The sequence below is a fragment of the Marinobacter sp. bablab_jr008 genome, from assembly GCF_016464145.1.
Classification (GTDB): Bacteria; Pseudomonadota; Gammaproteobacteria; order Pseudomonadales; family Oleiphilaceae; genus Marinobacter; species Marinobacter nauticus.
Genome location: NZ_JACDWW010000015.1, coordinates 1 through 374 on the forward strand (window position 1 = coordinate 1; position 374 = coordinate 374).

The following is a 374-nucleotide window of genomic DNA, read 5'->3' on the forward strand; positions in this document are numbered from 1 at the left end:
CCTGAATCAGTGACTTCGCTCGCCAATATACCCGTCAAGCCCACCTCTGCGCCAACAAGAGGCGATAACTGGGTGAGATTCTGACTTTGAGGTCAGGAAGCAAAGAGCGGGAGCAACCGATGGTCCGATATTGGTTGATAAATGACCAGCATGCATTGTTTAGGCAATAGCGGGCTGTCCCGGCAGAGGATTCCGGGAGGATTGTTTTTTGCCAGTGGTTGAGTTGGCCTATCCGGCGGAAGCAAGGCCCCGATAAAGATCGCGGTAAACCGCAAAGCCTGGGCAGTGCCGGCCAAATCGCAGGATCCACTGCCGGCCACTGTGCACCAGGCGGCAGGCCATGGTCATGATTTCCTGCATCACGGTTCTCAGGC

The 374-nt window shown here is 55.9% G+C and carries 1 pseudogene; it reads right to left on the reverse strand.

Annotated features, from left to right (window positions below):
* Nucleotides 1–228: 228 nt before the first annotated feature.
* A pseudogene (locus JIF53_RS00295) lies at nucleotides 229–374 on the reverse strand (IS1380 family transposase); the annotation flags it as partial.